Origin of the sequence: Microvirga makkahensis (assembly GCF_009830105.1) — a bacterium.
Classification (GTDB): domain Bacteria; phylum Pseudomonadota; class Alphaproteobacteria; order Rhizobiales; family Beijerinckiaceae; genus Microvirga; species Microvirga makkahensis.
The window spans coordinates 60,962-84,105 of the sequence record NZ_WURB01000011.1; the positions used below are offsets into that span (position 1 = coordinate 60,962).

At 59.4% G+C, this 23,144-nt stretch carries 21 protein-coding genes and 2 tRNA genes; 9 read left to right on the forward strand and 14 right to left on the reverse strand.

The features are described from left to right. Positions 1 to 12 precede the first annotated feature (12 nt). From GR328_RS15750 to GR328_RS15760, 3 genes are all read right to left on the reverse strand, one after another. Complete coding sequence (locus GR328_RS15750) at positions 13 to 1,659, reverse strand: hypothetical protein (RefSeq protein WP_160885482.1); 1,647 nt, start codon at positions 1,657 to 1,659, stop codon at positions 13 to 15. 106 nt (positions 1,660 to 1,765) lie between these two features. Next, positions 1,766 to 3,001 (reverse strand): polysaccharide biosynthesis protein, encoded by a 1,236-nt coding sequence (locus GR328_RS15755; protein WP_160885556.1) that lies wholly within the window; start codon positions 2,999 to 3,001, stop codon positions 1,766 to 1,768. Positions 3,002 to 3,074: 73 nt separating this feature from the next. Next, complete coding sequence (locus tag GR328_RS15760; RefSeq protein ID WP_160885483.1) at positions 3,075 to 3,794, reverse strand: acylneuraminate cytidylyltransferase family protein; 720 nt, start codon at positions 3,792 to 3,794, stop codon at positions 3,075 to 3,077. Between the two features lie 163 nt (positions 3,795 to 3,957). Here GR328_RS15760 and GR328_RS15765 point away from each other — a divergent pair, with 163 nt between their 5' ends. Together GR328_RS15765 and GR328_RS15770 are read left to right on the forward strand one after the other, a co-directional pair. After that, positions 3,958 to 5,028: a nucleotidyltransferase family protein gene (locus GR328_RS15765; protein WP_160885484.1), complete on the forward strand. Its 1,071-nt coding sequence runs from the start codon at positions 3,958 to 3,960 to the stop codon at positions 5,026 to 5,028. 141 nt (positions 5,029 to 5,169) lie between these two features. Continuing rightward, positions 5,170 to 6,357, forward strand: a complete 1,188-nt coding sequence (locus GR328_RS15770; RefSeq protein WP_160885485.1) for a DegT/DnrJ/EryC1/StrS family aminotransferase — start codon at positions 5,170 to 5,172, stop codon at positions 6,355 to 6,357. A 48-nt stretch (positions 6,358 to 6,405) separates the two neighbouring features. Here the strand turns inward: GR328_RS15770 and neuC are convergent, their stop codons facing one another. After that, positions 6,406 to 7,566, reverse strand: coding sequence for a UDP-N-acetylglucosamine 2-epimerase (gene neuC, locus GR328_RS15775; RefSeq protein WP_160885486.1), 1,161 nt, complete (start codon positions 7,564 to 7,566; stop codon positions 6,406 to 6,408). Positions 7,567 to 7,659: 93 nt separating this feature from the next. Between neuC and neuB the strand changes: the two genes are divergently transcribed. The 3 genes from neuB to GR328_RS15790 all read left to right on the forward strand — a co-directional run bounded on the left by neuB (position 7,660) and on the right by GR328_RS15790 (position 11,432). Next, positions 7,660 to 8,703, forward strand: a complete 1,044-nt coding sequence (neuB, locus tag GR328_RS15780; protein ID WP_343039399.1) for an N-acetylneuraminate synthase — start codon at positions 7,660 to 7,662, stop codon at positions 8,701 to 8,703. Further along, the gene (locus GR328_RS15785; RefSeq protein ID WP_160885487.1) at positions 8,700 to 9,350 is read left to right on the forward strand and encodes an acetyltransferase; all 651 of its coding nucleotides are present in this window, start codon (positions 8,700 to 8,702) and stop codon (positions 9,348 to 9,350) included. The genes neuB and GR328_RS15785 overlap by 4 nt, the downstream gene beginning before the upstream one ends. A gap of 720 nt (positions 9,351 to 10,070) precedes the next feature. Next, positions 10,071 to 11,432: a nucleotide sugar dehydrogenase gene (locus GR328_RS15790; RefSeq protein WP_160885488.1), complete on the forward strand. Its 1,362-nt coding sequence runs from the start codon at positions 10,071 to 10,073 to the stop codon at positions 11,430 to 11,432. Positions 11,433 to 11,596: 164 nt separating this feature from the next. Here GR328_RS15790 and rfbA read toward each other — a convergent pair whose 3' ends face one another. The 5 genes from rfbA to GR328_RS15815 form a co-directional block, all read right to left on the reverse strand. Further along, a complete protein-coding gene (gene rfbA, locus GR328_RS15795; RefSeq protein ID WP_160885489.1) occupies positions 11,597 to 12,475 on the reverse strand; it encodes a glucose-1-phosphate thymidylyltransferase RfbA in 879 nt (292 codons plus the stop codon). A gap of 132 nt (positions 12,476 to 12,607) precedes the next feature. After that, entirely contained in the window at positions 12,608 to 13,165 is a 558-nt protein-coding gene (gene rfbC, locus GR328_RS15800; protein WP_160885490.1) for a dTDP-4-dehydrorhamnose 3,5-epimerase, read from the reverse strand. 57 nt (positions 13,166 to 13,222) lie between these two features. Then, positions 13,223 to 14,284: a dTDP-glucose 4,6-dehydratase gene (gene rfbB, locus GR328_RS15805; RefSeq protein WP_160885491.1), complete on the reverse strand. Its 1,062-nt coding sequence runs from the start codon at positions 14,282 to 14,284 to the stop codon at positions 13,223 to 13,225. A 499-nt stretch (positions 14,285 to 14,783) separates the two neighbouring features. Beyond that, a complete protein-coding gene (locus GR328_RS15810; protein WP_160885558.1) occupies positions 14,784 to 16,226 on the reverse strand; it encodes a phosphomannomutase in 1,443 nt (480 codons plus the stop codon). Positions 16,227 to 16,494: 268 nt separating this feature from the next. After that, positions 16,495 to 16,569, reverse strand: a tRNA-Gln gene (locus tag GR328_RS15815). 156 nt (positions 16,570 to 16,725) lie between these two features. Between GR328_RS15815 and GR328_RS15820 the strand changes: the two genes are divergently transcribed. Next, positions 16,726 to 16,802, forward strand: a tRNA-Pro gene (locus tag GR328_RS15820). Between the two features lie 71 nt (positions 16,803 to 16,873). Here GR328_RS15820 and GR328_RS15825 read toward each other — a convergent pair. Next, positions 16,874 to 17,197 (reverse strand): hypothetical protein, encoded by a 324-nt coding sequence (locus GR328_RS15825; protein WP_160885492.1) that lies wholly within the window; start codon positions 17,195 to 17,197, stop codon positions 16,874 to 16,876. A gap of 566 nt (positions 17,198 to 17,763) precedes the next feature. On the opposite strand from GR328_RS15825, the gene GR328_RS15830 reads away from it, so the two are divergent. After that, positions 17,764 to 18,159, forward strand: coding sequence for a DoxX family protein (locus GR328_RS15830; RefSeq protein WP_160885493.1), 396 nt, complete (start codon positions 17,764 to 17,766; stop codon positions 18,157 to 18,159). Between the two features lie 51 nt (positions 18,160 to 18,210). Here the strand turns inward: GR328_RS15830 and GR328_RS15835 are convergent, their stop codons facing one another. Next, positions 18,211 to 18,903, reverse strand: coding sequence for a hypothetical protein (locus GR328_RS15835; protein ID WP_160885494.1), 693 nt, complete (start codon positions 18,901 to 18,903; stop codon positions 18,211 to 18,213). Positions 18,904 to 19,095: 192 nt separating this feature from the next. Here GR328_RS15835 and GR328_RS15840 point away from each other — a divergent pair, with 192 nt between their 5' ends. Beyond that, on the forward strand, positions 19,096 to 19,386 hold the full coding sequence (locus GR328_RS15840; protein ID WP_160885495.1) for a hypothetical protein: 291 nt from the start codon (positions 19,096 to 19,098) through the stop codon (positions 19,384 to 19,386). Positions 19,387 to 19,573: 187 nt separating this feature from the next. Here the strand turns inward: GR328_RS15840 and GR328_RS15845 are convergent, their stop codons facing one another. Continuing rightward, positions 19,574 to 20,185: a biotin transporter BioY gene (locus GR328_RS15845; RefSeq protein ID WP_160885496.1), complete on the reverse strand. Its 612-nt coding sequence runs from the start codon at positions 20,183 to 20,185 to the stop codon at positions 19,574 to 19,576. Positions 20,186 to 20,311: 126 nt separating this feature from the next. Here GR328_RS15845 and GR328_RS15850 point away from each other — a divergent pair, with 126 nt between their 5' ends. Then, positions 20,312 to 21,223 (forward strand): MBL fold metallo-hydrolase, encoded by a 912-nt coding sequence (locus GR328_RS15850; protein WP_160885497.1) that lies wholly within the window; start codon positions 20,312 to 20,314, stop codon positions 21,221 to 21,223. 50 nt (positions 21,224 to 21,273) lie between these two features. Here the strand turns inward: GR328_RS15850 and GR328_RS15855 are convergent, their stop codons facing one another. After that, positions 21,274 to 22,053: a DUF1499 domain-containing protein gene (locus GR328_RS15855; RefSeq protein WP_160885498.1), complete on the reverse strand. Its 780-nt coding sequence runs from the start codon at positions 22,051 to 22,053 to the stop codon at positions 21,274 to 21,276. Next, positions 22,053 to 23,144 (reverse strand): M48 family metalloprotease, encoded by a 1,092-nt coding sequence (locus GR328_RS28040; RefSeq protein ID WP_160885499.1) that lies wholly within the window; start codon positions 23,142 to 23,144, stop codon positions 22,053 to 22,055. The genes GR328_RS15855 and GR328_RS28040 overlap by 1 nt, the downstream gene beginning before the upstream one ends.

A 23,144-nucleotide genomic window follows, 5' to 3' on the forward strand; every position in this document is an offset into this window, starting at 1 on the left:
CCACGTCTCCTCCTATGTGAGCCTACCGACGCCATTCAGGGACAGACATGCGGCGATTTCTTGACCTAGCACGTTCAGGGGCTTGACCTCCGGCGTCGACACCCCGGCGCGTGCAGACAGACAAGCGGAGATCGCAGTCTCAATATCTTTGGCCGTCGGATTGACGTAAATGAGCTTGTCATCCCACGACGCTCCAAAGAAATGTCTCGCAGCGGCCTCCGAGTAGGCGATGCTTTGTACGCCGAATGCATATGCATCGAGTACGACGGAAGAGTACTTCGTCGCCACTACGTCTACTTCCTTAAGAATCGTGCTCAGAGAAGATGTCGATGGTTCGATCACAAATGTTCTCGGCCCGGATACTTCTGCAAGACGCTCCTCCAAGGCACTCCGGCTCTTCAATTCACCCGGGTGCAATCTTATCCAGAACCGCCAGGTTTTCGGGGCGTGTGCGCGCAACTCGTCGAACCAATCGATTTGCTCGCCGGGATGAAGGGCAATGAGGATGTCGACCTCTCCTCCAATGCTTTGCTTTATTCTCTCGATAGCCGCCGTTTCCTCGCAAAGAGCCTGATGAGCGGCCTCGATGCCTCCCTCTTTGTAGATGCCCGGCGCTGTGCCTGTTAGGATCGTCTGATCCAGAAGCCTCCAGACGTTGCCGATCTGCAGAAGGCCCGGCCTCCACTTGCCCGAACCGGTCTGCAACTCCCTCACTTCGTTCTCCGACCAGCAGAAGAATGCAGTAGGCAGCGTGTTGAACCCTCTCTCGGGGGCGTTCGGCCATGAATAAGCATGGTGCCGGACGCCCGCGACGCCATGCTGCACATCGGCGATCGGGATACCGAGCCTGCGGCAAGCCCAGCTCGCGCCGTGGCCGGCAAGACCGTAATAAGCAGAAACAACGACCGCCTTCGGCCTTCGCCGCTTGAACTGGCTGAAGAACCAGAAGGCGCAGATTGCCGTTTCCTTGATAACGCCTTCGATATGCTCCTTGGTGATGAAGATGTCGTCACCCATCATGCGGTGAATATCAGCCCACCAGGCGGAGAAACCCGGCAGGTCGTCGAGATCGAGTGGAGGCAATTTCTTCGCCAGGCGCCTGACGTCCCGGAACTGTCTCTCGATACTCGTGAGGTCCTTCACAGCCGCATTCTGGACCGCCTCGTCATGAGCGGGAAATCCTGTAATGAATCCTGTTGTATGATACCCGTTCAGCGCGAGTGCTGCGCGCAAAGGGTCCATACAGAGCTGGAAGTACGTCGAGCCGATCTTCTTATGGTTTGTTGAATACCCGAGACAAAGCACCGTATCCTCTGCGAGGTACTCTGTGATGTCAGGCCATTCGAAACCATCAAGGAAATCCGAAGCCTGATACTTGGGTCTCGACTTAAGCCCAAAGAGCCTTTGCAGGCTGAATCCTCGCGGGCTGTCGTTCGAAGGCGCGCCCTTCACATGCATGGGGCGGCCTGCATTGTAGATATTGGATGCACGCATCAGGACTTGGGCCTTAACAATTGGCCACACGTCCAGCTCAAGATAGCTCCAGTCATGCTCCTTTTGGCGCTGCGTGCCATTATTCAAGAACCGAAACAGCCGGTCCCATTGAGCGCCGTCAGCAGTTGACTTGGCGGATCCCGCGACGTTCTGGTTGATGCTCATTCCTCAATCCTAGCAGCAGATTGTCGTAGATTGCTGGGACGCTTACCGTAACCGGGACATCAGGGGCGGGCAGCCGAATGCCTGATCGCGGGTGCAAGCGATTTCGTCAAAGCCTTTGATCGAGGTTTGCCTTGGCATCCCGGTGCGTCTCCAGAAATGAAGGCTCGACGCTGGCAATGATCTCCTTCAATCTTTCCTTGGTTAACAGGGGCTGCGCTCCAAAGTCAGCATTGAGCAACTCGGACGTCGCTGTCAGAACTCGATCGATCGCCTGGCGGTCTGCCGCAACATAGGAAACAGCTTCGAGATTTGGCATTCCAAGATCGAAGGAGGTCTCACTCTCAGTCATGAATTCCTCGTAAGGCTTTTCTCCCGCCGTATCACGCGGCGTAAGAAGGAGAGGCCAGCGTCCCTGTTTCAATTCGCTTTCGACGCTCGCGCAGGCGCTCTGCTCGTCCTCATAGATCGCTGGCTCGAGACCGTGGTAGCGGATGAAACGTTCAGCGATCCGGTCCAGCGCAACGAGATGCTCCTCCGGATCGAGCTTTGGAACCACAATAGATTGGCCCGGGACGATAACCGACGCGATCGCGCAGATTTGTCCCGACTCGGTTAAAGAGACGAAGTACCGTCTTGTGTCCATAGGAGCCGCAATCGGTTCGCGACGGGCAAACCTGTTCTCGAAGCCCTGAAGCAGGGATCCGTTGGAGAAGGCCACGTTCGCAAAGCGAGCGGAAACTTTAGGACCTTTCAATGCGTGGGACACACTGGAGTTGAACAGGACATGCTCCATAACCCGCTTCGTAGCACCCATCATGGAGGATGGATTGGCCGCCTTGTCCGTTGATACGGTGAACAGGCGCCCCTTGAAGCCGGCCTCGCCGATCCATGTCATCAGCTTTGCCTGCTTGATGAGATTCGTCTCGAACATCTGCAGCGTCGAATAGGGATCCTTCTCCGAACGGACATGCTTGAGAGCCGCAAAGTTGAGAACGAGATCGTAGGGTCGCTCCGAGCCGATGAAATGCCTCATCGCAGCAGAGCCATAGTCCAGTGGCAGGGTCCTAAAATCGTCGGCCGACCAATCGAATGGCCTGGATCGCAACTGGCGCACCAGTTCCGCCAGCCCGTTTTCGTTATGGTCGACGACGTGGAGAGCGGCGGGCTTGCGCTTTGCCAGTTGCAGAACGGTACTCGCCCCGATGGACCCCGCACCTCCGACAACGAGAATGCGACTTCCCTTGATACCGTCGCGCAACCGCTCTTCCACTGCGGCGATGTCAGTATCAAACAGCGATCCCTCGCGGCCAGTGGCAATCGTATGAATTGGCGGCACAGTCATGTACAAAGCTCGTTTATTGGTAGCAACCCGGCAGTGTTGTCGTATCCGCTTTCCGGTCCAGACGATAGCTCAATCAGGATTGCTTCGCCTGACGCTGCATCAGAAACTCGGCAAACTCAAAATCATCGGCGTCGTCGATGTCAACCGCACGCCTATGGTCCATCACATAGGCTGCCGGCTCCGATGAAAGCAATGTAGAGCGCTGCCGGAACGTATATGGTCTCAGTACATACACGGCACCGTTCACGTAGAACACGGGCTCGAGATCCTGGGTCCGGACATAACCTTGGGCAGGAGGGAGATATGATTGCGCCCTTCCCTGACGGAGGTTGTACATCAGGCGGGGGTGAACGGAGACCTGGGACACAGCGATCGCTGTATCCGCTTGACCCGCCGACTGGACAACGAGGTCGATCGTCCCGTCGATATCCTCGGGCCGCCTCAGCGGGCTCGTCGGCTGGAGCAGGCACAGGTAGTCCGGCAGCCTGCCCTCATCCCTCTCCAGCCAATCAATGGCGTGAGCCACAACATCATAATGCGACGACATGTCGCCCGAAAGCTCAGCTGGTCGCATGAAGGGAATTTCTGCCCCTGCCAGCCTCGCCGCCTCTGCGATCTGCGGATCGTCGGTGGAGACAATCACTCTCCGGATGTTCTTGGCCTCCAAGGCAGCTAACACGCTCCATGCGATCAACGGGCGTCCGGCCAGGAGCTTCACATTCTTACCAGGCAGGCGCTTCGATCCACCACGTGCGGTTATCAATGCAACGCAATCGGTTTGACCTGTCGACATTGGGACGTCTCAATCTCTGCCGTAACTCTCCGAGCGCTCTATGAACCGACCATAAAATGTTATCAAGTATAATTTCGACTGGACTGGCATCTGGATTCGTTGCAAAGAGAGGGTAAATCATTGATAGGGTAGGCACTCAAAGACTTCAGAGTGTCAACAGGCGATGAAAAATCACTCAATCCGCGATATCAGCATCAAACCGGACGAATCCCTTTCGGCCGCCATTGCGCGGATCGAAGCGAGTGGTGGTGAAATTGCCCTGGTTGTTGACGACGCAGGGCGACTGGTCGGCACGATTACAGACGGAGATATCCGTCGCGGCATCCTACGGGGCGCAACACTCGATTCGGTGGCCGCGGATGTCATGTACAAGTCGCCTCGCGTCGCCACCCAGAATACCCCCAGGAGCGAGATTGCCGAACGCCTCCGGAGCGACAACCTGCTGCAGATGCCGATCGTTTCCGATGACGGGATCGTCGTGGACATCGTCTATGCGGACGAACTTCTCCGCCCTGAAATCGCATTACATCCAGTGGTCATCATGGCCGGGGGGCTTGGGACGCGTCTCCGCCCGATCACAGAAACCATCCCCAAGCCGATGATACCCGTGGGAGGCCGCCCCATTCTGGAGGTCATCATTGAGCGGTTTCAACAGCAGGGCTTCCGATCCATTACACTCTGCGTCAACCATCTGGCCGAGGTGATTGAAGACTACTTCGAGGACGGAGCGAAGTTCGGCGTCAATATTTCGTACGTGCGTGAAACGAAGCGCATGGGCACTGCAGGTGCATTATCCCTTCTGAAGCCACGCCCGCTCTACCCTGTCATCGTCATGAATGGAGACATCCTTACCTTAGTCAACTTCGCGCAGTTATTGTCATATCATTATGACAACAAGGCGCTGGTGACGATGGGTCTTAATAAATACCATTACCAACTGCCTTATGGCGTCGTCGAAACGGATCGAAACTGCATCAAGAGCTTTATCGAAAAGCCCAAATACGAATTCTTCGTCAATGCAGGGATCTATGTCATTGGCCCCGACGCCTTCAGTCTTATTCCAGGTGATACCTTCTATGATATGCCCACGCTCTTCGAGCAGGTTCCGCAAAGTCAGCGTGCCGCGTTTCCCCTGCACGAATATTGGCTCGACATCGGACGTCACGATGACTTGGATAAGGCAGATAGCGAATATGAGCGGTTCTTCAACAATCTCGCCATCAAGACTGGATGAGCCATTCCCCCTCCATGCTGCCTCACTCACTTTGAGAGATGCACGAGGATATGAGGTGCCTCCTCCAGGGAAGGCCGATGAAACAAACGCAACAATCCGAATCCGCGTTTCGCATTCAAATCTGACGCTAAGGACGCTCCCATGATACCGCTTGCAGTCCCCAATCTCGCGGGCAATGAGGCCAAGTACCTCGAAGAATGCGTGGAATCGACATTCGTTTCGACGGTCGGCCCCTTCGTCAAGCGTTTCGAAGACATGGTTGCCGCGGCCTCCGGGGCGCCTTTCGCCGTTGCAACATCGGCGGGCACCACCGCCCTGCATGCAGGGCTCCTGACCGTCGGCGTGAAGCCGGGGGACCTTGTGATCTGCCCGGCCATGACGTTCATTGCCTCGGCGAATGCGATTGCCCATTGTGGCGCCATTCCCTGGCTCATGGACGTGTCCCGAGATACCTGGACGCTTGATCCCCAGTTGATGCGGGAGGAGATCGTCCGAAACGCAAGCCTTGTCGAGGGCTCTCTCATTCACACCCAGACGGGCAGGCGCGTATCGGCAATCGTACCAGTCTTCACGCTGGGTATCTCGGCCGACATGGACTCCATCGTAGCAGTCGCCCGTGAATTCGGGCTCAAGATCGTCGTCGATGCAGCCGCCGGCCTCGGCACGACCTACAAGGGCCGACGCCCTGGCGAACTTGGTGCCGACCTGACGATGTTCTCCTTCAATGGCAACAAGACGGTCACAGCCGGTGGCGGCGGTGCAATTGCCGGAACAGACGAAGAGTTGATGAGAGCCTTCCGCCATCTCACCACGACCGCTCGCGTCGGCGCTGATTATGACCATGATATAGTTGGCTACAACTATCGCATGACCAATCTTCAGGCTGCTGTCGGTTGCGCACAGATGGAGCAGCTTGACGGGTTCGTAGCGGCCAAGCGCCGGATTGCGGCAACCTACAATCACGCCTTTCGGGACCTGACGATGCTCTCCCCCTTCCCCGACCCGGCCTATGGTCAAAGTGCAGCCTGGTTCTCTGGCTTCTACTTCGACAGCGAGGATGGCGCGGCAAAGAGCGCTGACGTCCGCCAGATTCTTCGTGCATCCGGCATCGATGCACGTCCGTTCTGGAAACCCATGCACATGCAGGCTCCCTATGCGGAAGCCCCGCGCTCGGCGCTCCCGGTGAGCGAGTATCTTTGGGACAGAATCGTTACGCTCCCATGCTCAACCCACCTCAGCAACGAGGATCAGGAAAGCGTTATTGAGGCTGTGCTCACTTGGGCTTCCACTCGGGCTCTTCAGGGTTCCAGGGAGAGGATCAGCGCCTGAGGGGGCAAATGTGGGAGCGAGGATTCCGCTCCTCCCCGAGCTTGACCTTCAAGTGATGGACGGCTCATCGTAAAATCCTTTAGCGATGAGCCGCTCATCGAGCTCAACTCTCTCTAGAACATTCACGATCCTCTCTGCCGCATGACCATCCCCATAGGGATTGATCATGTTCTTCAGACTGCGGCGGAAAGGCTCGGACAGAGCCGTCTGAACGCCCCTAAAAATCTCCTCGGGTTCGGCTGGCACATCGATGACATTGGCTGCACGGGTGCGCCCTTTCTGTCGGTCACCAATGTTGACGGTAGGCACCTTGAAGGACGGCGCCTCGATCAGACCGCTTGACGAGTTTCCAACAACGGCGACCGCCTCACGCAACATTGCCAGATAGTTGAGGGCACCGAAGTTCTCGATGAGATAGCTGTCCCTATGGACCGAGACGAATTCCCCTATGTGGCGGCGAATGACTGCTCCGCCGGCATCGGCATTCGGAGCCGTGAAGACGACGGGCACATCGAAACGGCCGAGGGCTGAAAGAAGCGCCGCAATCTGCTCCTCCACCTCGCTAGGCTGGCGTGTCACTGGGTGGAAGGTCACCAGCAGCGGCTTGACGGCGAGCGACAGGCCAAAGCGCTCCTCAAGCTCCTTACGGCTTGGCAGCGACGCAAGTCTCACGTTATCCAGAGCCGGAGCGCCGCTGACCGTCACTCGCCATGGTTCTTCGCCCATGCGAATAATCCGCCTTGCGTAGTCCTCCGTCGCAGCAAAGTGCAGATGGGCCATTTTGGTGATCGCATGACGGAACACATCATCGATAGCGCCGAAGGAGAGTTCCCCCCCATGAATGTGGGCGATTGGTATATTGAAGGGAACAGCTGCCGCAGCAACAGCGAACATCTCAAAGCGATCACCCAGGACCATCAGAATATCCGGCCGACATCTTGAGAAGTAGTCTGCGAGAGCGACGATCACCTGTCCCGTCGCCTTCGTCATAGAGGCTTGATCCGCAGAGGTTTCCGACAATGGAATCTCGACTGCTATCGGGCGTCCATCGGACCGAATCTCGTCGATCGTACGCCCCACCTCCGTAAGATGAGCCCCGCTTACGAGAAGTGAGTATTCAAGCTCGGGGGACGCATCGATCCGATCCATGATCTGTCGGTAGATGCCATAATCGGACCGACCAACCGACGCGATGAGTATCTTGCGCATGTATGCTCCGCCAAACTTCGGATTATTCTTGCGGCCCCGTCAGGAAACAAGCTAACAAGTCACTAGTCAATTTTCCAACGAAGGATCTCTGCTGTGAAGACCTTCTTCATCGCTGAAATCGGCGTCAACCACAATGGCCGGCTTGACCTTGCGCTCAAACTTGTCGAGGCAGCGTACGCGGCCGGCGCCCAAGCCGCCAAGTTTCAGACCTTCACGGCCGACGCCCTCGCCGTACCGAACACTCAAACCGTGGCCTACCAGAAGGCGATGAGCGGGGCGCTGGACCAGCACGCCATGCTGAAATCGCTTGAGCTCAGCGAGAAAGATCATCGCATCATTGCGCAGCGTTGCAGAGAGCTCGGCATCGAGTTCATGTCCACAGCCTTCGACAAGCGTTCCATGGATATGCTGTGCGATATAGGGATCAAACGGATCAAGATCCCATCAGGCGAAATCACCAACCTTCCGTACATCAAGGATTGTACGCGACGTGGCCTGCCGATCATCCTTTCTACGGGTATGGCTGACCTGGAGGAAGTGAGAGTGGCGGTTGGAGCAGTTCGCGAAGTCCAACGTGAACTGTCAGTACCGTCTCCGGCGTTAACCGTTCTCCATTGCACGAGCGCCTATCCGGCAGCCCTTGAGGATGTCAATCTGTTGGCCATGCAGACCATGGCGCGGGAGTTAGGCGTGCCGATCGGATACTCCGACCACACCCTGGGCACCTTTGTATCGCCCATTGCAGTGGCGCTGGGCGCGGTCGTTATTGAGAAGCATATTACACTCGACCGGACAATGCCCGGTCCCGACCATGCCGCCTCTATCGAACCAGATGAACTGAAGGCAATGATCGCACAGATCCGCGAGGTCGAGACCCTGTTGGGCGACGGCATCAAGCAGGCGCGCCCAGCGGAATACGAGGCACGCAGGCTTGTTCGCCGTGGCCTGAAGGCTACACGGGTCATCGAAGCAGGGACGGTTCTTCAGGAGAGCGACATCGCTATCCTACGCCCTGCTAGCGGTTTGGCACCTGGCTCTTACGAGACCGTCATTGGAAGGCGCGTCGTGAACTCGCTCGATGCCGGACAGCCTATCACGCAGGACGACCTTGAGGCATCTGAAGGGCTGGCCAGATGAAGCGGGTTGTCTGCTTCGGCGCAGGGGGGCATGCCAAGGTCGTACTCGATGCGCTTGCGCTCGCCTTCCCTGCGGAAGAGGTTGAAGTGGCAGGGCTAGTTGCGCCGTCTGCGAGCACCGGCCCGTCGCTGGGCTACCCTCACCTGGGAAGTGACGCGGCGCTGGCTACTATCGTTGCTCAGCGCCAACTCACGCATTTTATAGTCGGAATCGGCAGCGTACGCGGCGGCGGCACACTTCGTCCGAAGTTGTTTGAACTGGCACTGGACGCCGGCCTTACACCACTGACGGTTATACATCCCAGCGCGACCGTTGCGCGCTCCGCCAGTATTGGCCTGGGCAGCGTTATATTGGCTGGTGCGGTTGTCCAGCCTGGAGTGCAGCTTGACAGCAACGTGATTGTCAACACGCGTGCCAGCATCGATCACGACAGCCGAGTTGGCAAACACACCCATATCGCTCCGGGCGTCACCTGTTCCGGAAATGTCTCCATTGGCGAAAACTCTCATATCGGAACGGCAGCGACTATCATCGAAGGGATCGCGATCGGACACGCCGCAACGATTGGCGCAGGTGCGGTGGTTGTCAGAAACTGTCCAGATAACGCAACCGTTTACGGTGTCCCGGCCCGTGAAAAGGACGCATGACACTCCGGTGCAGACGAAATCCCGATTTAACCCGCAGTTTCAGGGCCGAACCGAGACATTCTCAGGGCGCCCAGGCTTAGGTGTTTGAAGGCTGCAGATGCCAAGGCGCTCTGTGGATCCGCGGAACGTACACAGCCCGGCGAGCGATAAGGTGATCCTTCACTCTTGAGCAGTCCATGACAAATAACCGACGATGGAAGGCCATCCGGCCTGGTGCCTGCTGCCGTCCATTGTTGCAGCATGTCATTCCATCGACTGGAATTTCGGCCAAACCGCGAGCGTGCTCACACCAAGACACATTCCTCAGCCAGTCACCAGCCATTTGAGTTAAATTGATCTCGCTATATCGGAGCCAGTTCCCCCCACTGAGGTTGATCGCTAAAGTGTTTCTGATTGCGCGGGGCCAACTCCTTCTTTGGCCCGCCACGCTCTAAAATGGCGAACCGGATCCGCTTCGCCGAAATGATTTAGCGATAAGAGCGTGGCACTTCAGAACTGAAGCAGGAGCATGGTTCAGCAACAGTGCCTTACGCGCACCCGGATTGTAGTTTGAGCCAAGATATACTGGAGAATCGGCCGAAAATTATCATAACGAGCCAGGGGGACTTCTACTCCTCAGCTGATCTTGTCCCTCACCTGTGAAACAGGAATGATATTGTCCTTCTGACCAGAATATGAAGCGCATCATGGCACGAGAAAAAGCTGAGCAGAGAGAGCTACATGAAGGGTGATCAAACCTCTGGAACTGTGTACCCGGCCACCGTTGCGGACCTTCATGCCCGCTTCGAAGCCCGGCAGGCGACCATCGGCATCATCGGCATGGGCTATGTGGGCCTTCCCCTTGCACTCACGGCAGCCAAGGCGGGCTTCAGCGTTCTGGGCTTCGACATCAACAGCTCGTACGTGGAGCGGCTGAATCGGGGAGAAAGCTACATCAAGCATGTCCCTTCGAAGCTTGTGGCCGAGGCGGTGGCGGACAACCGGCTTTCAGCCACGGCCGATTTCAACCGCCTGCCCGAAGCCGATGCCATCCTCATCTGCGTGCCGACCCCGCTTACGAAGCATCGCGAGCCCGACTTATCCTATGTCGAGAAAACAACCCGCACCATTGCCGAGCGGCTTCGCAAGGGGCAGCTGATCGTTCTCGAGTCCACTACCTATCCTGGCACCACTGACGAGGTGCTCAAGCCCATTCTGGAAACCACCGGCCTGAAGAGCGGCAAGGACTTCTTCCTGGCTTACTCGCCTGAACGGGAAGATCCCGGCAATCCCGATTTCGGCACCTCCACGATCCCGAAGGTGGTCGGCGGCGACGGGCCCGATGCGCTGATCCTGGCGGATGCGCTCTACAGTCAACTTGTAGTGCAGACGGTACAGGTCTCTTCGGCAGCGACCGCCGAAGCGGTAAAGCTCACGGAGAACATTTTTCGAGCCGTCAACATCGCCCTCGTGAACGAGCTGAAGGTAGTCTACGCCGCCATGGGCATCGATGTGTGGGAGGTGATCGAGGCCGCCAAGACCAAGCCCTTCGGCTTCATGCCCTTCTATCCAGGGCCGGGCTTGGGCGGGCACTGCATCCCCATCGATCCATTTTATCTCACCTGGAAGGCGCGGGAATACGACATCACCACCCGCTTTATCGAGCTGGCGGGGCAGGTGAACACCCATATGCCCTATTACGTGGTGGAGCGTCTGGCGGAGGCCGTGGATCGCAGCGGCAGGCCCTTCAGCGGATCCCGCATTCTCGTGCTAGGAGCGGCCTACAAGAAGAACGTCGACGACATGCGGGAAAGCCCGTCCCTGAAGCTCATCGAGTTGATCGAAGCTCGAGGCGCGAGCGTGGATTATCATGATCCCCACATCCCGGAGCTGCCGCCGACGAGAAAGCACAGGTCGCTTGCGGGCCGCCGTTCCGTTCCGCTCATGGTCGAAACGGTGGCATCCTATGATGCCGTCCTGATCGCCACGGACCACGACAATGTAGATTACGGCCTTGTCGCGGAGCATGCGCGACTGGTGGTTGATACCCGTAACAGTCTTGGGAAAGCAGGGCTTGCGAATGAACGGACGGTCAAAGCCTGAGCAGATCCTCCTCATGGCTCTGAGTACAATATCGCTCATGCGAGGCAAGTACAGCGATTATTGTGCTGAATTCGATCTTCAGCATCGCTACATCTGAAGGCAACATCATGCTTTTACGGGCATCCTGAATTCACCGGTTACCGGAAGTGATGGCAGCGGTGCAATCATGCCCTTCGACTTCCTTTGGCAAGAGCTAACAGGTACTGCCCATAACTGCTCTTTGAAAACTTGGTACCGAGCTCGGCGAGATGTTCACGACTGATCCAGCCAGTGGTGAAGGCAATCTCTTCCGGGCACGCAATTTTGAAGCCCTGTCGCTTTTCCAGGGCCCGGACAAATTCCGAGGCCTCAAGAAGGCTATCCGTGGTTCCTGTGTCCAACCAGGCATAGCCGCGCCCCATCAACTCGACCTGGAGCTGACCCATTTCGAGATAAGTGCGATTTATGTCGGTGATCTCGAGTTCACCTCGCGCGGAAGGCTTGAGCTTGGCCGCGATGTCGACCACCTGATGGTCGTAGAAGTAGAGCCCGGTTACGGCCCAGTTGGAGCGCGGGACCTTGGGCTTTTCTTCGATGGAGATAGCCCGGCCATGAGCGTCGAACTCAACAACGCCGTATCGTTCGGGATCCGTTACGTGGTAGGCGAAAACTGATGCCCCGGAACTGCGACCGGCCGCCGAACGCAGTAACTCGGTCAGGCCGTGACCGTAATAAACATTGTCCCCGAGAATCAGGACGGATGGTTCTCCGCCGACGAATTCCGCTCCAATGACATAAGCCTGCGCCAGCCCTTCCGGCTTGGGCTGCTCGGCATAGGACAGGCGAATGCCCCATTGCTCGCCTGAGCCGAGGAGATGACGGAAGAGCGGCAAGTCGTCCGGAGTCGAGATGACGAGAATGTCCCGTACCCCGGCCAACATGAGCGTGGTGAGGGGATAGTAAATCATTGGCTTGTCATAGATTGGAAGCAGCTGCTTCGACACGACGTGAGTCATCGGGTACAGGCGTGTGCCGCTTCCACCGGCCAGGATGATGCCCTTCACGATGATACCCTTCCGTCGTCGGTCTGAGCGACGACAGCGGAAGCGATCCGGTTTGGACCTAGAGAATGCGGTATCTGTGAGTTGATCCCCTGCATTTCCCCTATCCTGTCAGTCCGAGACATGCACCACTCCTCAGTCGAAGCAGACGGTGAGTTCTTCAAGCCGCGGCTGTTTTCGATCCTTGTCCGACAGGATCGCCTGAGCGGACCGCACGGGCCACTCGATGCCGAGGGCGGGGTCGTCAAAGGCAATGCCATGATTGTGGGGTGCTGAGTAATAGGCGGTGGCCTTGTATTGAACCTCCGTGTCCGCTTCAAGAGTGCAAAAGCCATGGGCGAACCCGACCGGGATCAGGAGTTGACGCCCGTTTTCGGAGGAAAGCTCCACCGCCACGTGCTGCCCGTAGGAAGGAGAGGATCGCCGGATATCCACGGCTACATCCATGATCCGTCCCCGTGTCACCCTCACGAGCTTGGCTTGCGCAAAAGGATGGCTCTGGAAATGCAGACCCCGTACGGTACCGGCGGCTGTCGACAGGGAGAGATTGTCCTGCACGAATTCCTCAGTGATTCCTGCCTCGAAAAAGCACCGCCGGCTGTAGACTTCGGAAAAGAAGCCGCGGTGGTCGACGAAACGCTTCGGCGTCACGATCTTCACGTCCGGTATGGCGGTTGGTTGAACATCCAGCATGAGCATTTCCAGTATTTCACCAACCTTCACAGGGACAACTCCCGCATTCCTGCGGCTTCAGACAATGCCGCCGAGACGCTCGCTCTGGTAAACACCCGAGCGGACTCGTTCCCACCATGTCCGGTTGCGGAGATACCATTCCACCGTTTTGCGCACGCCCGTCTCGAAGGTCTCGGCAGGACGCCAGCCTAAATCCCGCTCGATCTTCGTGGCATCGATCGCATAACGCAGATCATGCCCTGGACGATCGGCGACGAAGGTAATCAGTTCTTCCCGGGAGCCGATCCGAGCATCGGGAGCCATCTCGTCCACCAGTCTGCAGATGGCCTTCACCACATCGATGTTCTTACGCTCGTTCCGGCCACCGATGTTGTAGCTCTCCCCGATCCTGCCTTTTTCGGCGACGAGGATGAGCGCCTCCGCGTGATCGTCCACATAGAGCCAGTCGCGCACGTTCTCGCCCCTGCCATAAACCGGCAGCGGTCTGCCCTCCAAGGCGTTCAGGATCATCAGCGGGATCAGTTTCTCGGGGAAATGGTAGGGTCCGTAGTTGTTCGAACAATTCGTCACGATAACGGGCAGCCCGTATGTATGGTGCCAAGCCCGAACAAAGTGATCGGAGGCTGCCTTGGAGGCTGAATAAGGGGAATTCGGCTGGTAAGGATATCGCTCGTGGAAGAAGCCTTCCTCTCCCAGCGAGCCGAAGACCTCGTCGGTGGAAACGTGATGGAAACGGAAGCCGTCGCGCCGCTGTCCGCTCAAGCCCTGCCAATAGCGCAGCGCCTCCTGCAGCAGCACGAAGGTGCCGACGACGTTGGTCTGCACGAACTCTCCCGGACTATCGATAGAGCGATCCACATGGCTTTCTGCCGCCAGATGCATGATCACGTCCGGCTGAAAACGCGCGATGATCTCCTGGATCCGGGCCGCATCTGCGATGTCCGCCCGCGCAAAGGCGTAGCGGCGCTCGCCGGAAACGGGAGCCAGGGAATCCAGATTGCCCGCGTAGGTCAGCTTGTCCACCACCAGTACCTGGTGAGGCGTCGCGCCGATCAGGCGGCGAACGACCGCCGAACCTATGAATCCGGCCCCACCCGTCACCAGGAAGCGTTTTGTCATTTCGACAAACCTTCTGCCGACCGCTGTGAGAGCTTCGGAGCCAAAGCGGAGAATCGCGCCTCCCGAAGATTGCAGCAGTCAAGGATCACCCTTGACCCAAACATCATCGCCAAGGCTTCCCGTACGGATGTCGTGACCAAATTCAAACCAGCACCATGACATTCACCAGACAGCAATCTTACGATCCGCACGATCATCGATGATAACGACTATTATCCGCTGAGACAGAGACTTTGCGAAAACTTCCACACGACTCGCGAAACAGTTCAAGGTTCTGTCTCCCAGCGGGCGAAGTTCGCGCTCCCCAGCCAAGGCTCCGCCACGCCGAACCCTTTTATCCCAAACCAGCACGTCATATCAATGTCGTATCATTACATAGCTTGGTGGCCATTCGGCCTCCATTGCTCCTGAGGCCCCTTCGCTCAAACGGCGACAGAGGTGCTCGATGCGAAGGCCCCTGCCCTCGAACAATGGCAGGCTCTCCTCTTCGGAAGATCAATCAGCCTTTGATCTGCAGTGCAGCGAGAGAAAGGCCCCAGTCGAGCAGACTCTCTGCCCGGGCTGGGCTTGCGGCCTCCACATACACTCGCAATTCCGGCGCATTCCCCGATGCACGGAAGTGAACGATTTCACTGTTGCTTGCGGTGACTCGCAGCCCGTCACGAGCATCGAGACCGGCGACGCCGCCGAGAGGAGAGAACAGATCGCTGCGGAAAGCGACGTCCTGCTGGAGCCGAGAGAGAAAAGATCCAGTTCTCTCGCTTGCGACATTTTTCAAGCGGTTGCTCGCGGCAGCCTTGAAGGAGAAATCAGCCGCGATCTCTGCGAGGGGCTGCGAACGTGCGGCAACTTCGTTTAGGGTACAGAGAATGGGCAGCATGGCATCCCGCGTGGGGAGCGCCGCGAGGCGGCGTCCCTGCCGCTCAACGTCCGAGCCTAGCAAGACGCCGCCATTGGCTTCGAAGCCGACGACGACCTGGGCTCCGGCTTGCACCGCCTCAGCCATTCCTTCGATGACATAGGGTGATCCAACCTTCGTGCGGATGACGGACTTGAACCCTCCGGACGCCTCCAAAGCCGAATTGGAGGTGACCGGCGTCACGATGGCATCGGCGCCGAGGCCGCGCGCGGTAATGGCGCCGACGAGGTCGCCCCGCAGGAACCTGCCTGATCCGTCGGCGATCAAAGGACGATCAGCATCGCCGTCGGTCGAGACGATTGCATCGAGAATGCCCTCGCTGGCCCATTGGCGCGCCAGTGCCTCATCCTCCGGCCGCAACGCCTCGGTATCGACGGGAATGAAGTTCTCTGCGCGTCCCAGTGGAATGGCACGGGCACCAAGCGCTTCGAGAACTTCAACCAGAAGATCGCGGGCCACAGAGGAATGCTGATAGACGCCGATCGTCAGCCCGGAGAGCGCCTCGGCTCCAAAGAAATCTACGTAGCGCGCTTTGTAAGCGGTGCGCAGGTCTATGTCCGGAGCAGTGGAACGCCCCTCCTGGATGGCGCCGGGCACAGCCTGAATGTTCAGCTTGGTGTGATGGGCGAGAATACGGGCCTCGTCCTTTTTGTCGATCTCTCCCTCGGCCCGGTAGAATTTCAACCCATTGCGATCCTCAGGAATATGGCTCCCCGTCACCATGATCGCCGGGAGGCCGCGCTGCGAACCATGGAAGGCCAATGCCGGAGTCGGCAGCGCACCGCAATCCACGGGGACCAGCCCGGCATCCTCTAACGCAGCGCGGCACAATTGCGCGATGCTGGGGCTGCTGCCACGCAGATCCTGCCCGACCAGCACCATCCCGTTCCCCCGGGCCGTGGCACCGTCTTCCTTGAGCATCTCGGCGAAAGCGCACGAATAGGCATAGGCCGGAACGCCGTTTAGCTCCGTGACGAGCCCTCGCAGCCCGCTGGTCCCGAACTTCAGGGAACTTGCTCCGATTCCTGCCGCTTGGTTTTCATCTGTCTGGATCATCAGCAGATTAATAGGGCCGCAGGCTCGGTGACGTCCAGGGACGAACCAGGATCCTTCGGGGTACCTCCGGCAGGCCGCATTGCTCTATCAGATGGCCCTTCCGATCATGCCGGGATCAAGGAACTAGCCACAAGCCTCCGCGGTCTCACCCACAACGTAGCTTTCGCACGCCCCGGCGGATGTGTCGGCTCTTGTCGAAGCAATCGGCGAAATTTCAGGAACTGAGACAGAAAGATGGCTGGGGCGCCAGGATTCGAACCTGGGAATGGCGGTACCAAAAACCGCTGCCTTACCGCTTGGCTACGCCCCAATGGTGGGCGTGTACATAATCGGCGGAGCCGTTCCTGGCAACCCGGTTTTGCGAAGGTCTCAAATTGAAAAGATATCGCCCGAAACGCGCAAATCCCCTCTTGCGGCCCCCGCCCCTCGTCGCTATAAGTCCGGCCTCCCGATGAAAAATCGGTGTCGGAGTGTAGCGCAGTCTGGTAGCGCACCTCGTTCGGGACGAGGGGGTCGTAGGTTCGAATCCTATCACTCCGACCATTCTTTCTCTAGACAGTGACCGAGATCGCCGAGCCCGTTCGGGCTCAGCCACCCCGGGGCGGGTCGACCGCCTAGTGCGTCGAGAAGCGGCCGTTCTCGTCATAGGTCTCGTAATGAAGGGTCTGAGCCGGAATCGCCTCCAGCTGACGCGAGGCTTTTGGCCAGTCCTGGACGGTTTCCTGGGCCTGCGGCATGTAGCGGGGGCGGAACCGCAGATCGACCAGGGAGCGCAATTCCGGAGCCGCCAGGTCGAGCACATTGGCATCGCGCCAGCGGCGGTGCAGTTTGGGGCGGCCCATCATGCGGCCCCAGAAGCCCTGCACCTCCTCCTCCACCTGCAGGATGATGCGACCCGTAAAGGTCTTGCGAAGATTAAAACGTCCCGTCAGAGCCATTCAACTCTCCCAACTCGACCGCATTCTGCAAATACAGCGCTTCAAAGCCGAGGTTGCCTCAACGGGCGAGTAAAACCTCGGCCGTAACGTCTATCGAACCTTGCCGTTGCAAGGCCAATGCAGGGGCGGCTTTCAGGTTCCGGCCCGTTCGCCGGAACCAGGCGCAGCCAGGTTGGAAGGTGATGTTCCGCACAATGGACCTCAAGCCTTTTGGAGCCCTGCGGCACGATGATCTGCGCGAAAAACGAACAAGGAAAGGAGGAACTCAGGTTCCCGGAAGAAACGCGCCTCCTTCTCAGGGACGCGGACGCGGCGTGAGATCGATCGTGACGAGTTGACCGGTTTGAGGATCGAGGATGGTCATGGCAGCCTCCAGTGCTGTTGGCATGAGGAAAACGCCGAGCATGAGGGAACGATCAAAGTGTCCTTCGAACGTGGTAAGCAATTCGTTACCGCAGCGTGCGCCCTCGCACCTGGAAACGGAGAAGCGTGACCTTTAAAGCCGGGGATCGCAAACGGCGCGCATTCAGTCGGCGCCGCAATCCCATCTACCGGAGACACAACCGATGCATACAAGCACGCTTGAGGCCGTTTGGTCGCCCCGCCTTCTCAGCGTTCTGCGAATCGTGGCCGCGCTGATCTTCATGGCGCACGGCACCCAGAAAATCCTGGGCTTTCCCGCTGGCTCCTCGCCTGCCATGTTCAGCCTCTCGTGGATCGCGGGCGTCCTCGAACTCTTCGGGGGAGCCCTTCTGGTTCTGGGCGTCTTCGTCCGCCCCGTCGCCTTCGTTCTCTCTGGGCTGATGGCCTGCGCCTACTGGATCGCCCATGCGCCCAAGAGCTTCTTCCCCGTGCTGAACGGCGGCGATGCGGCGATTCTCTACTGCTTTGTGTTCCTCTACTTCGTAGCTGCCGGGGGCGGAGTCTGGAGCCTGGACAATCTCCTGCGCAAGAACCGCTGAGTAACACCTCGGCGAGCGGAGGCGGAAGGCCGATACGGCCTTCCGCCTGTTTCAGGACCGCTCGCCGCCCGGACGGGTCATGCGCCGTACACGTTCGTCCTCCATTTCGACATGCAACGTTCCGTCATCCTCCTCGTCGAGGGGGTTCGGCATGAGGTCCGTCGTGAGCCCTGTCGTCGTCGAGGCCGCAGCTCCGATCGGGGGGGCGGCTCCTTCCGAACGCCAATCCCGCTCCTGCTGGCCGGGCTCGATGCGCCCCTCGTCGTCCAGGATATCCACCACGCGATCGATCTCGGCCTCGTCCACGCGAACGGTCACGAGGGTTCCACCGTCGCGGATCCCGTCCACATAGGCCTTGGCCTCCTCTTCGCTCATGCCGGAATCGGCCAGCGCTCCCACGAGGCCGCCGAGCGCAGCCCCCGCCCCTGCGCCGACAAGCGCTGAGACCAGCCATCCACCTGCGACCAAGGGTCCCAACCCCGGAACGGCCACCGTGCCGAGCCCGGCCAGAAGCCCTGCACCGCCGCCCGCGATCGTGCCCGCCGCGGCTCCGGCCTCGGCGAAGTCGTGGGAGCGGCTCTCGTCCTCGGCGGAGCGCGCCGCTCTGTGCGAAGAGATGCCGTCGGCGTTGTTGGAGATCAGACTGATCTCGAAATTCTGCATGTGCGCCGCCTCCAGCCGCTGCACGGCTTTGGCCGCCTCGTCATAGGTGTTGAAGAAAGCAGTGATTCTGCGCTCGGCCATGAGTCCGCCTCCAAGGATTGCTCTTCCGTCCTGCAAGGCTAATGAGCGCTTCCTTGGAGGGTTCCGGCTGTTCTTGCGTCGCAGCCAAGTTCCGTTGCAACACTGCGCGCCCTTGACGCCTTCCGATCTTAACGGAATGTTGCTACACTTATAAAAAATAATGCCACGCACGGCGATATGGGGGCTCCCACCATGCGACATATCCATCTCGATGAGGGCTTGCGTTTGCGTTTTCCCGGCCGCAGCGAAGATTTTGACCAAGGCGTCGAGATCGGCATGGTCGCCGTTCTCATGGATCAGGAAACTCTGGAATTCTCGCGCTGGATTTCCAGGTCCAATCTCGGACAGGTGGAAGCGATTGCCAGGCAGATGGGCTATCGCGTCACCGAGGGAGGCGGCGACGAAGAGTGGGTCGAGCTCACGTTCCGCCATGGCAGCATCAAGGCAAAGCCCAATCTCCGGCTCGTCCATTCGGTCGGCTAGAGCATCGGACGGGATCGGCGGGTCCACTTTTGGGATCCAATCCGATGCTCCACTCTTTGGAGAGAGCATCGTTTGGAGCGAAGGACCGGGTCCACTTTCTCCCACCATACGCTGAGCGCGACACGCGGCCTCAAACGAAAGAAGCCGCCTGGAAGGCGGCTTCGATCATGGGCTTTTGCGAAGGCTCTTACTGAGACCGTTCGCTACGGCAGGTGACGGACCAGGCCGCCTGCATCAGGGCCACTGCCAAAGCGGTCTTCACCACGGTTGCGGCGACGAACGGCGCGGCGCCGACGGTCCAGGCCTTGGCGAAGGGCATGACCAGCGAGAGCTGAGCGAGTCCGAACACGAAAACCAGTGCATGGCCGAGGCTCATCATGACGATGACGCGCAGGAGCGAGCGGTCCCAGCCGCGCTCCGCCATGAAGCCCATGACGACGGCGGCGGCCAGGAAGCCGAAGAGAAAGCCGCCCGTCGGCCCCATCATATAGCCGATGCCGGCCGTCGGGCCCGCGAAAACGGGGATGCCCATCGCCCCCTGCAGCAGATAGAGACCGACGGTGGCGCCGCCGAGACGCCAACCATAGGAGGTGCCAATGATCAGCACGACGAGCGTCTGCAGCGTCATGGGAACGTAAGGCAGCGGCACCTGGATCTTGGCGGAGAGGGTCAAAAGCGCCGTGCCGACAGCCATCAGAACGATGGCGCGAAGCGCGGCAAAACGGGCGTCGTCCCGGGAGGGCCAGATCAGGCCGACGAGGGTCGACGAAGTAGATGGCGATGTGGCGCCAGTCGACATGAAACATATCTCCAGTTCAATCCGCCATTCGCAGGCGGCAAGGAAAGCCCTATAGGAGGGGCAGGCCAGCCTCAAGCCGCGGCACGGCCCCGATGTGGAACCGACAGAGATTTCCCAGGATCTTTCATGGCAGACGATCTCACCTTCGATGTCCGTCCTCCGGCCCGGTCGGGCGAATGCGTGCGGGTGAGCCCGCTCATACGCCGAATCGTCGCCAATAACCCAGGTCCTATCACCTTCACCGGCACCTGCAGCTACATCGTCGGCTCGGGCAAGGTGGCCATCATCGATCCGGGCCCGGACAGCCCCGGGCATATCGAGGCCCTGCTCGACGCCGTCCGCCGCCAGACAGTGACCCATATCCTCGTCACCCACACCCATCGGGATCACTCCCCCGCCGCCCGAGCCATCCAGGCCGCGACGGGAGCTCTCGTCGTCGGGTGCAGCCCGCACCGGAGCTCCCGCCCCCTGTTCAGCGGTGAAGTGAACTCTCTCGAGGCGAGTTCCGACAAGGATTACGCTCCCGACCTTGAACTGGCCGAAGGCAGCGTGGTGCAAGGCCCCGACTGGACCCTCGAGGCCGTTGCGACGCCGGGACACATGGCCAATCATCTGGCCTTCGCGCTGCCCGAGGAGAAGGCCCTGTTCTCCGGCGATCACGTGATGGCCTGGTCCACCACCGTCGTCGCGCCACCCGACGGATCCATGAGCGCGTTCATGGCCTCCCTCGACAAGCTCAGAGGACGCGAGGACGCGGTCTATTGGCCCGGCCACGGAGGTCCCGTGCAGGAGCCTCAGCGCTTCGTGCGCGCGCTTATCCATCACCGGCGATTGCGCGAGACTTCGATTCTCAACCGCCTGAAAGCCGGCGACCGGACGATCCCTGAGATCGTGAGCGCCATCTATCAGGGGCTCAACCCGGCCCTCTTGAATGCCGCAGGACTGTCCGTCTTTGCCCATCTGGAAGATCTGATCGCCAAAGAGATGGCGGCAACGGACGGCGCCCCGAGCCTCAAGGGGGAGTATCGCCCGGTCTAGCGCGTCGTGCGAAAAACCGGCGCCACTTTTGCGCAGGATGCGAAGGCGGATTACTTCACCGCCAGGGCCAGATTCGAGGCCTCTTCGAGAAAGGCGCGAATCCGCGTGGCATTCGCGCCGAGATCGTGCTGGCCGATGCGGGATGCGGAGCGGATATCGATGCGCGTCCCGTCGACCCGTGGCCGGACGCGTATCGTGATGTCACTGGGAAGCCTCAGGACAAGCGTGCGGTCGACGGCCTCGAGCCGGCCGACACCCGTCCGTCCTCCGGGAGGCACGGCCTCGATTACCTGCCACCCGAGGTTTTCAGCAGCCCTGCGCACCAGGGGGAAGGCATCCTCGGGCGGGATATCGAGCGAGAGCGGCGCAATCTGGACATAGGCCTCCCGCTGCAACTCGCGCTCCTCTGGCGAAACATCGGGAGGGATGCGGCCGTGGCGAGCATCGAGAGCGACGCGCGAGCGCGAGAAGGCGGGCGGATCATCCGTATCGGTGCTGACATCGTTGATCGCCGGCAGCGTCACGGCCTTGAGGCTCAGCACGGCCGGATAGCCTAGAACGAGAGCAGCCAGCACCAGCCCCTTGATGGCGCTGCCGAGGCCACGCCGTCCTTCCTGCCAAATGCGAAGGAAGGCAATGAAGGAAAGCCCGGCAGCGAAACCGGCAATAGCAAGCCCGATTCCCAGGACGATGAAACCGGATTGATAGTCGATGCGGCCGAATCGGATCAGGAGAACCGAGAGAACCGTCACGACAAGCGCGAACCAGGCCACCGTAGGCGACCATTGGGCCGGACGGGAAAAGGGCTCTTCGATGATGAGACGACGCATTAAGGGGTCTTACAAATCTCTTGGAGCGCGCGCCACTCCTCCTGGTTCAGAAGAGGCTCGCCGGACTGGGATGGCACCTGTTTTTCCAAAGCTTTCAAGCGTTGATCGGTGATCGGGTGGGTCAACAGAAAAGCAGGAATGCTCGTTTCGTTCCCGTCACCCTCCTCCTCGTCCTCATCGACCTCCGCTTCGATGCGTTTGAGCAACAGCGCCATGGGATGGGCGGGCCTGCCCAACGAGACCATGATGCGGCCCGCGAAATCGTCCGCCGCCGCTTCCGCCTGGCGGGAATAGGCGCTGTCGATGAGATAGCGACTCGCGAATACGATGGCGCCGCCGCCTGTCACGTCGCCGAACAGGAGGCCGAAGAGATAGGAGGTGCCGCCCGACTGAAGCATCATGCGCAGACCGTCCCGGGCGGCGACATGCCCGATCTCGTGTGCCAGCACGCCGGCCACCTCGTCGGCTGTCTCCGCCTTCTCCAGGAGCCCGCGGAAGATGTAGATCCGCCCTCCGGGAAGCGCGATGGCGTTGGGGATCTTCGAATCGAGGACCGCGACCTCAAGAGGGGCTTCGACGTCCATCACCCCGCTCAAGCGTTCGGTCAGCTTGCGCAGGGCCGTCGTTCCCTCGGGCGCTTCGCAAAGTCCGTCGCCCAGCAAAGCACGCAGCTGATTGTCGACGGCCTTGCCGATGCGCTGCTCATAAGGCACGGGGATCAGTGGAGTGAGCGTCTCCGCCAGCAGCGGAATGAAGTAAAGCACGCACAGGATGATCGAGATCGCGGTTGCGGCGGACCAGAGGAAAATCTGTCCTCTCCTCTCCCGCGTCTCGCGATCATCGAGGTGAAGGCAATGCAACCGAACGGTTTCCTGAGCGGCACGATCCGTCACGTCAAGACGCGCCAGCTCCGATCCACCTTCCCACGCCAGGCGCAAGACGCCATCGGATGCATCCTTCCGGCGGACCTCGCCGACAGGCCAGGAGGCGATCCATTCGCCTCCCTCATGGAGGTCGAGTCTCGATGCGGTGACCTTGAGAGTGACGGCCCGTCGCCGGGCGCTCGCTCCGTCATAGAACACCGCATCCAC